The organism is Alloalcanivorax marinus, assembly GCF_016785095.1.
In the GTDB taxonomy this organism is placed as follows: Bacteria; Pseudomonadota; Gammaproteobacteria; order Pseudomonadales; family Alcanivoracaceae; genus Alloalcanivorax; species Alloalcanivorax marinus_A.
The window spans coordinates 398,020-407,097 of the sequence record NZ_JAEKJB010000001.1 but is presented as its reverse complement, the minus strand read 5'-3'; the positions used below and the strand labels follow the sequence as shown (position 1 = coordinate 407,097).

General features: G+C 66.7%; 6 protein-coding genes and 1 pseudogene. 5 read left to right on the top strand and 2 right to left on the bottom strand.

What is annotated here, in order from left to right:
• Window positions 1-181: pseudogene (locus JF515_RS19340) on the top strand (IS110 family transposase); the annotation flags it as partial.
• A gap of 83 nt (window positions 182-264) precedes the next feature.
• Here the strand turns inward: JF515_RS19340 and JF515_RS01825 are convergent.
• Window positions 265-1,653: an MATE family efflux transporter gene (locus tag JF515_RS01825; RefSeq protein ID WP_203100378.1), complete on the bottom strand. Its 1,389-nt coding sequence runs from the start codon at window positions 1,651-1,653 to the stop codon at window positions 265-267.
• A gap of 54 nt (window positions 1,654-1,707) precedes the next feature.
• Here JF515_RS01825 and JF515_RS01820 point away from each other — a divergent pair, with 54 nt between their 5' ends.
• The 4 genes from JF515_RS01820 to JF515_RS01805 all read left to right on the top strand — a co-directional run bounded on the left by JF515_RS01820 (window position 1,708) and on the right by JF515_RS01805 (window position 6,820).
• Window positions 1,708-2,259 (top strand): elongation factor P hydroxylase, encoded by a 552-nt coding sequence (locus tag JF515_RS01820; protein ID WP_203100376.1) that lies wholly within the window; start codon window positions 1,708-1,710, stop codon window positions 2,257-2,259.
• A 561-nt stretch (window positions 2,260-2,820) separates the two neighbouring features.
• Window positions 2,821-3,339 (top strand): sigma-70 family RNA polymerase sigma factor, encoded by a 519-nt coding sequence (locus JF515_RS01815; RefSeq protein WP_203100368.1) that lies wholly within the window; start codon window positions 2,821-2,823, stop codon window positions 3,337-3,339.
• A gap of 4 nt (window positions 3,340-3,343) precedes the next feature.
• Window positions 3,344-4,318, top strand: coding sequence for a FecR domain-containing protein (locus JF515_RS01810; protein WP_203100366.1), 975 nt, complete (start codon window positions 3,344-3,346; stop codon window positions 4,316-4,318).
• A 267-nt stretch (window positions 4,319-4,585) separates the two neighbouring features.
• A complete protein-coding gene (locus JF515_RS01805) occupies window positions 4,586-6,820 on the top strand; it encodes a TonB-dependent receptor (RefSeq protein ID WP_203100364.1) in 2,235 nt (744 codons plus the stop codon).
• 74 nt (window positions 6,821-6,894) lie between these two features.
• Here JF515_RS01805 and betT read toward each other — a convergent pair whose 3' ends face one another.
• Window positions 6,895-8,928 carry a choline BCCT transporter BetT gene (gene betT / locus JF515_RS01800; RefSeq protein WP_203100362.1) on the bottom strand — a complete coding sequence of 678 codons (2,034 nt, stop codon included), beginning with the start codon at window positions 8,926-8,928 and terminating at the stop codon, window positions 6,895-6,897.
• Between the last annotated feature and the right edge of the window lie 150 nt (window positions 8,929-9,078).

The window sequence follows — 9,078 nt, the reverse complement described above, 5'->3', positions numbered from 1 at the left end:
TATGGCGGCGGTGGTCGCGAGTCGTCACAACCCGGTGGTGGGTGCGTTTTACGCCCGATTGCGTCAGGCCGGAAAGCCCCCGATGTCTGCCCTCGGCGCCGCCATGCGCAAACTGGTGCACATCGCCTTCGGCGTACTGAATCGACAAACCCCATTCCAGACCCAACCCCTCGGGGGTTGAGTCCGGATAGGAGAGACGGTATCTACCTTTCTAATTGCGGTAGGAGCGGCCGGGTGGCGTTCCGCTTCAGCCGCGATCCGCCGTCAGGCGGCTTGCTCCAAGGTTGCCCCATCGCGCCGGGCGACCGCCGGCAACGGCTGCCGCAACCGCCAGCGCAGCCTCAGCGCCAGCAGAATGGCGGCGCTGGTGAGGCCGGCCACCAGGCCGATCCAGAACCCCGCCGGGCCCATCGCCGGCCCCCACAGGTCGGTGAGGCCCAGCACATAGCCGATCGGCAGGCCCACGCCCCAGTAGGCCAGCAGGGTCATCATCATCGGCCAGGCGGTGTCCTCGAAGCCGCGCAGGCAGCCGTTGGCGCTCACCTGAATGGCGTCGGACACCTGATAGATGCCGGCGAACAACAGCAGGTGGGCGGCCAGGGCGATGACCTGGCCGTTATCGGTGTAGATGCGCGGAATCCAGGCGCGGGTGAGCACCAGGCCGAGCCCGGCCAGCAGACCGATGGCGGCGGTGATGATCAGCGAGCAACGCACCGCCACGCCCACCCCCTGGCGGTCGCCGCGCCCCCGTGCGTGGCCCACGCGCACCGTGGCGGCGATGGCGAAACTCAGCGGTAGCATGAAGATCAGCGAGGTGAAGTTGAGCGCGATCTGGTGGCCGGCGACGATTTCCGGCCCCAGGCGACTGATCAACAGGGCGATCACCGCGAAGATGCTGACCTCGAAAAAGATCGACAGCCCCACCGGCAACCCCAGGCGCAGCATGTAGCCCAGGCTGGACGGCTCCCAATGGCGCTGGCCCAGGGTCAGCCGGGCCGGGCGGTACACCGGGTGGCGCTTGATGTAGCCGGCCATCATCAGCGCCATGCACCACATCACCAGGCTGGTGGCCCAGCCGCAGCCCACCCCGCCCAGGGCCGGCAGGCCCAGCTTGCCGTAAATCAGAAGGTAGTTGGCGGGAATGTTGATCAGCAGGCCCACCACGCTGATCAGCAGCACCGGCCGGGTGTGGTTCATGGCCTCGGTGTAGCTGCGCAGCGCCAGCAGCACGGCGGCGCCGGGCATGCCCCAGCTGAGCGCGTCCAGGTAACCCTGCACCAGGGGCCGGATTGATTCATCCACATCCATCAGGTGCAGCACCGGCGCCATGGAGCGCAGGATCAGCATGCTCATCAGCCCCAGGCCCAGGGCCAGCCACAGCCCCTGCTGGGCCAGCGGGTTGACGCGATGGTAAGCTTCGCCGCCGAGATGGCGTGACAGGATCGGCGTTGCGCTGGTCAGCACCCCGGTCATGAACAGGAACAGCGGCACCCAGATGCTGGCGCCCACCGCCACCGCCGCCAGGTCCTCGGCGCTCACCCGGCCCGCCATCATGGTGTCCACGAAACCGTTGGCGGTCTGCGCCAACTGGCCGCCGAGAATCGGCAGAGCAAGACGAAACTGAGCAAGGTATTCCCGACGATGCAAGGACATGGTGAATCAGCGACAGGGCAAGGGGCGGCTACCATACCGCAAAGCACCCCACCCATGCACCGCGCCGCCGACCTGGAAACCCTGTTCCGTGACACGTTTTACGCGCGCCATCACACCGTGCTGGAAGGCGGCTTCGACGAACCGCTCTATCTGCCCGGCGACCCGGCTCGCATTCGCTACAGCCACGATTATTTTCGCAGTGCCTTGCACGAGATCGCGCACTGGTGCGTGGCCGGCCCGCGCCGCCGCGCCCTGGAGGATTACGGTTACTGGTACGCCCCGGACGGCCGCGACGCCGACCAGCAAGCCCGCTTCCTGCGGGTGGAAGTGCGCCCCCAGGCCTTCGAAGCGTTGTTCTGCGCTGCCTGCGACCACCGCTTCCGGGTATCCCTGGACAACCTGAACGGCGACCCCGGCGACGCCCACCGCTTCGCCACCGAAGTCCGCGCGCTCGCCCACGACCTCATCGACCAGGGCCTCCCCGAACGCCCCCGCCAATGGGTCGTCGCCCTGGAACACCACTACCGCACCGCCCAACGGCCCCTCGCCGACCGCCTCGACGCCGTCTTTCCGCCCACCGACCGTGCCACCCTCCATCGCGACTGAAGCGGAGTGCCGCCCAGTCGCTCCTACCGCATCCTTCTCACGCCCCATACCACCCAGCACGTGCCACGTCCCCCCGTAGGAGCGACTTCAGTCGCGATCCCACCCCAACCGCCGTGCCACCTCCATCGCGACTAAAGTCGCTCCTACCGTATCCTTCCCGCGCCAGCCACGCCCCCAACCGCCCATTCCGCCCACCCACCATGGCGGCTACCTCGAAGCGTCTCGGCGTGGCCCCCTTTCCGGGACCCTGTTTGACAGGATGTCAAACCGGGAGTCTCCATGGATGGATTCACGGCGTTCCCGGAAAGGGGGCCACGCCGAGACGCGTCCCCGCTGGAGGGCCCGCACCCCGCTGGAGGGCCCGCACCCCGCTGGAGGGCCCGCACCCCGCTGGAGGGCCCGCACCCCGCTGGAGGGTCCATACCCCGCTGGAGGGCCCGCGCCCCGACCCGAACACTTGCCACCCACCCACCACTGCTTTATATTCCTGCTATTGATAATTATTCCTATTTGTATTCGCAAATTACCCGCTTTTGCCGCGGTCCAGACATTCCGGATGCCATGGCCTCCACGACTTTGAGCAACACCCTGAACGCCCGCGTCGGTGCCCTGTATCGCGACCATTCCCACTGGCTGTTCGGCTGGCTGCGCGGTCGCCTGGGCGGCAACCAGGACGACGCCGCGGACCTGCTCCAGGACACCTACGTGCGTCTCATCGACGCCGGTCGCTACCCGCCCCCCGGGGAAGGGCGCGCCTTTCTGACGCAGATCGCCCGGGGGCTGGTGATCGATCTGCACCGCCGCCGCCGGCTGGAGAGTGCCTACCTGGAGGCCCTGGCGGCGCGCCCGGAAGAGGAGGCGCCATCCTCGGAGCGGCGTGCCCTGGTGCTGGATATTCTGGTGCGCATCGACCAGGCCCTGGACCGGCTGCCCGACAAGGTCTCCCGGGCGTTCCTGCTGTCCCGCTTCGAAGGGCTCACCTACCACCAGGTGGCGGAACGCCTGGGTATTTCCCACGGCGCGGTGCGCAAGTACATGCTCAAGGCCACCCAGGCCTGCCTGCTGGCCCTGGACGAATAGGCCGATGTCCGCCGACGCCGCCCTGGGGCGCCACGCCGCCCGCCATGGTCTGGAACTCCCGCGCCTGGAAGCGGCGCTGGAGTGGCAGGTAACGCTCTGGTCCGGCGAGATGGACGATGCCGGCCACCGCGACTGGGCCGCCTGGCTGGCGGCTCACCCCGGTAACCAGCGTGCCTGGGCGGAGGTGGAGCGGCTCGCCGGCCGCCTGGGTGAGCTGCCCTCGGACGTGGCCCGTCATACCCTGAAACGCCCGCGCCGCTTCAGCCGTCGCCAAGCGTTGTCGTTGTTCGGCCTGGCCGGTGCCGGCGCCCTGGTGGCGCGCGGCGGCTGGGTGGAGCGAGCGGTGGCGGATTGCCGCAGCGGCCCCGGCGAACAGCGCGACCTGACCCTGCCGGATGGCTCCAGCCTGAAGCTCAATACCGCCAGCGCGGTGAACCTGGCGTTCGACGGCGAGCGTCGTTTGCGGGTGCTGCCCGGCAGCGAGATCGCCCTGGACAGCCGAGGCGCCGGAGGCGCCTCGCTGCGGGTGGAGATGGCGGAGATGCGCCTGGATGCCAGCGACAGCCATGTGGTGCTGCGCGATCATGGCGAGCGGCTGGCGGTGTCGGTGCTGGCGGGACGGGTTGAGGTGTTGTCCGGGCCGGGGGGCATCGCGTCCCAGGCCGCCACCCTGCTGGGCGGCGAAGCGGCCTGGTTGTCGGCGGACGGGGTGCGGCGGGTGCCTCTGGACCGCGCCGCCGCGCTGGACTGGACCCGGGGCGTGATGCGCGCCGACCGCCTGCCGCTGAACGCCTTCCTCGCCGAGCTGGGCCGCTACCGCCACGGGTTGCTGTATTGCGACGACGACGTGGCCGGGTTGGTGGTGTCCGGTGCCTTCCCGGTGCGTGATACCGATTACGCCTTGCAGTCCCTGGCCCAGGCATTGCCGGTGGCGGTGCATTACCGCACGCCCTGGCTGGTGCGGGTCAGCGCCGTTTGAGGGAGCGATCGGGGCTGGAGTTCATTCTGGCGCCGGATCGCGACTGAAGCGGAGTGCCGCCCAGTCGCTCCTACCGAGGCTGGAGCTGTAGGAGCGACTTCAGTCGCGATCCGGTCGCCGGCCGTTGTCCGGCTTCAGCCGCGATCCCCGCCTGCCTTTAAACTCCGTTTCCCCCAAAAAAATTTCCACGCTGTGTAGCACTTTTCCCGTCCTCGTTCGGGGTACCGGTATAGCCACACGAAATACACCCCTGCTAAGGATCGGAGAATGATGCGTTTCTCAACGTTACGGCACCGTCTGCCCGCCGTCGGGTTGTGCCTGGCCCTGTCCGCCACGGTACTGGCGCCCTTGCCGGCGGCCGCCGCCGAGGCCCGCGAATACCGGATCGAAGCCGGACGCCTGGACAGCGCCCTGAGCCGCTACGCCAGCGAGGCGGGCCTGACCCTGGTGATCGATGGCCGCCTCACCGACGGTAAGGCCACCGCCGGCCTGGACGGCCACTACCGGGCCCGCGCCGGCCTGAGCGCGCTGCTCGCCGGCAGCGGCCTGGAGGCGGTGCGTCAGCCCAATGGCAGCTATCGGCTGCGGCCGCTGCCGACGGCGGAAAAAGGCGAACACCGGCTGCCGGAAGTCAGCGTGACCTCGGCGTCGGCGTCCGGTCGCGCCGTGGACGTCACCAACGCTCCGGCCAGCATCTCGGTGATCAGCCGCGAGGATCTGGAAGGCAAGTCCTACCGCGACATCACCCAGGCGCTGCAGGACGTGCCCGGCGTGTACGTGGACGACGGTCCCTCCGGGAAGGGCGGCACCGAGGAGATCTCGATCCGCGGCATGGACAGCAAGTACACCCTGATTCTGGTGGACGGTCGCCCGCAGGGCTCCGGGCAGTCCTACTACAACGGCTTTGGCAGCGGCGCCGAATACGGCTGGCTGCCGCCGATCTCCGCCATCGAGCGCATCGAGGTGATTCGCGGGCCGATGTCGTCGCTGTACGGCTCCGACGCCCTGGGCGGGGTGATCAACGTGATCACCAAGGCGACCCCGGATCAGTGGGGCGGCTCCGTGACCCTGGAGCGCACCCAGCAGGAAAGCCACGAGTCCGGTGATTACCAGCAGCAGCGCTACTATCTGAGTGGCCCGCTGATCGAGGACACCCTGGGCTTCACCGTAAACGGCTCCCGCTATCAGCGCGACGAGGACCAGATCGAAGCCGGCTACCGCGACTACGACCGCGACAACACCATCGCCAAACTGACCTGGACGCCGGTGGACAACCAGTCGCTGTCCCTGGAAGCCGGTTACTCCACCCAGGAAACCCTGGGCACCGCCGCCAACTCCGGCTCCGATTCCGAGCTCTACACGGTGCGTCGTCACCAGGCGCTCAACCACGACATACTCTGGCACGGCGACATCGATACCAAGAGCTGGGTGCAGCGCGAGGAACTGGAAAACCAGACCCAGAACGCGCTTTATGAGCGGGTGACGGCCAACACCTCCACCGCCGTGCCGCTTGGCGACCATGTACTGACCCTGGGCGGCCAGTACCGGGAACAGAAGACCGAGAACCCGACCCGCGCCATCGGCGAGCCGGACCTGGAGCGCTGGGACATGGCGCTGTTCGGTGAAGACCAGTGGTTCGTCACCGACGACCTGGCGTTAACCGCCGGCCTGCGCTGGGTGGACGACGAGAACTACGGCAGCGAGGCGGTGCCGCGCGCCTACGCGGTGTACAACTTCACGCCGCAATTCACCCTTAAGGGCGGGGTCAGCGCCGGTTACCGCACCCCGGACCTCAAACAGGGCGACTCCAACTGGGTGGAAGGCGGCGGTGGCCGTTCCGTGGACGGTGGCGACATCGGCAACGATGACCTCAAGCCGGAAAAAAGCCTGACCTATGAACTGGGCGCGCTGTGGGAAGGCTACAACGGTGTTCAGGCCAGCGTGACCGTGTTCCACACCGACTACGACGACAAGATCGAGAAGCCGATCATCTGTGATCGGGTGTCCGGGCCGGATACCACCTGTCTCTATCAGGGGTACGACTACGAGAAGCTGTACCGTTACACCAACGTGGACGAGGCCCGTATTCGCGGCGCCGAGGTGACCTTCTCGTTCCCGGTGGGCTACAGCGTGCGCGTGGACAGCAACTACACCTTCACCGACAGCGAACAGCTGTCCGGCGACAACAAGGGTAACCCGCTTAACGATCAGCCCCGCCACCGTGCCAACCTGGGCGTGAACTGGCGCGCCAACGACGCCACCCGGCTGTGGGCCAAGGCCCGCTTCAAGGGCAAGGCCGAGCAGATCGCCGGTCGCGGCGGGCTCACCGACGAGTACCCCAGCTACACCCTGGTGGACACCGGCCTGATTTACGCGCTCACCGAACAGGTGGAAGTGTACGGCAGCGTCCAGAACGTGCTCGACAAGGAAGTGGACGACGAAAACTTCGGGCGGGTGCTGGACGGGCGGCGCTACAGCGCCGGGGTGACCGTTAACTTCTGATCGGGGGGATGATCGCGACTGAAGTCGCTCCCACAGGGGAACTGTAGGAGCGACTTCAGTCGCGATTTCTTTCCCTACCGAAGCATGTGCAGGAAATGCATGTGCTTCTCGTACTGATCCAGTACGTCGCTGATCACCTGCTCACGGGTGAACCCCATCAGATCGTAATCCTGACCGCCTTCGCGCAGGAACACGTCGGCGCGGTAATACTGATCGGTGTCCGCGTGCCGTTTGGAATGCTCCAGTTGCCGCAGGGTGATCGAAGGCCGTGCGTAACCACGCACCCGGGCGCCGTACAGGAAGTCGGTTTCCTCGCCATGGCTGACGATCAGGGTGACGCGATCATCGCCTTCGCGGACTTCCACTTCCAGGCCGTGGCCGCGCAGTTCATCGGCCACCGCGTTGAGCGCCGGCGTTACCACCTCGCGCACGAACTGCAGCACCCGGGCCCGGTTGGGGAAGCTCACCATGCCTTTCAGGCGCACCTTCCAGCCGCCGCTGCGTGGCGTATGACCGACGTGGATGGCCGCCGGGGCGGTGCCCAGATTGCTCTGGAAGCTGAGCCGGCGGATTCCTTCCACCTGCAACGAGCGCATCAGCCCGAAGCAGGCCAGCAACAGCACGATCGAGAACGGCAGCGCCGAGGCGATGGTGGCCGATTGCAGCGCGCCCAGGCCGCCGGCCAGCATCAGCGCGATGGCCACCACGCCCTCGGAGCCGGCCCAGAATATACGCTGCCACAGCGGCGTGTCGTCGTGGCCACCGGAGGCCAGCATGTCCACCACCATGGACCCGGAGTCCGAGGAGGTGACGAAGAACACCACCACCATCAAGGTGGCGACGCCGGAGATAAAGCCCGACCAGGGGAACTGCTCCAGGAAGTGGAACAGTGCCACCGCCTTGTCGTTGTCCACCTGGGCAGCCAGTTCCGGATAGATGCCGTCGAGGATCATCTGGATCGCGGAGTCGCCGAACACGGTCATCCAGAACAGGGTGAAGCCGGCGGGCACCAGCATCACGCCGAGGGCGAATTGGCGGATGGTGCGGCCCCGCGATACCCGCGCGATGAACATCCCCACGAACGGTGACCAGGAAATCCACCAGCCCCAGTAAAACAGGGTCCAGCCGCCCATCCAGTCCTGGGGTCCGTCTTCCACCTTGGGCTGGTAGGTGTAGAGGTTGAAGGTCATGTTCACCAACTCGGACAGGTAGGCGCCCAGGTTCTGCACGTAGGCCTTGAGCAGGAACACGGTGGGGCCCAGGAACAGCACGAACATCAGCAGCAGGAAGGCGAGCCCCAGGTTGAGCTCGGAGAGCCGGCGGATACCGCCGTCCAGGCCGGTGACCACGGAGATGGTGGCCAGCCCGGTGATGCCGATGATCAGCCCCACCTGCACCCATTCGTTCTTGGGGATGCCGAACAGATAGGTGAGGCCGGCGTTCACCTGCTCGACGCCGAAGCCCAGCGAGGTGGCCACGCCGAACACGGTGCCGACCACGGCGAACACGTCCACCGCGTGGCCCAGCGGGCCGTAAATCTTCTTGCCGATCAGCGGGTAAAGCGCCGAGCGCAGGGTCAGCGGCAGGTTATGCCGGAAACTGAAATAGGCCAGGATCAGGCCGACGATGGCGTAGATCGCCCAGGCGTGCAGGCCCCAGTGGAAGAAGGTGGCGCGCATCGCTTCCTGCGCGGCGGCGATGGTGCCCGGCTCCGCCATCGGCGGATCGCTGAAGTGCAGCACCGGCTCGGCGACGCCGAAGAACATCAGGCCGATGCCCATGCCGGCGGAAAACAGCATGGCGAACCAGGACGTGTAGCTGTATTCCGGTTCCGAGTGATCCTTGCCCAGCTTGATGTCGCCGTAGCGGCTGATGGCCAGGAACACCACCAGGGAAATCAGGATCGCCACGGTCAGCACGTAGAACCAGCCGGCGTCGGCGATGATCCAGTCCTTGAGACCGTCGAAGAAGTTTTCCGCCACCTTGGGCACGATCACCGAGAACAGCACCAGGCCGGCGATGATCGCCACCGAGGTGAAGAACACCGGTGGATTGATTTTTACCTTGGCGGAGGCATCGGGAGTGGGGGACTCCGTTTCGTTGGCCATCTTGGGGCTCTCCTTATCCTTTCGGCCGGTACAGGGTACACAAAGAGCCCTTGAGGCTAACACAGGCGGGGTGTGAGAAAAGTGTGAGCGGGGGGCGCGGTGTTCGGGCCGTCGGGCGATCGCGACTGAAGTCGCTCCTACAAATCCATT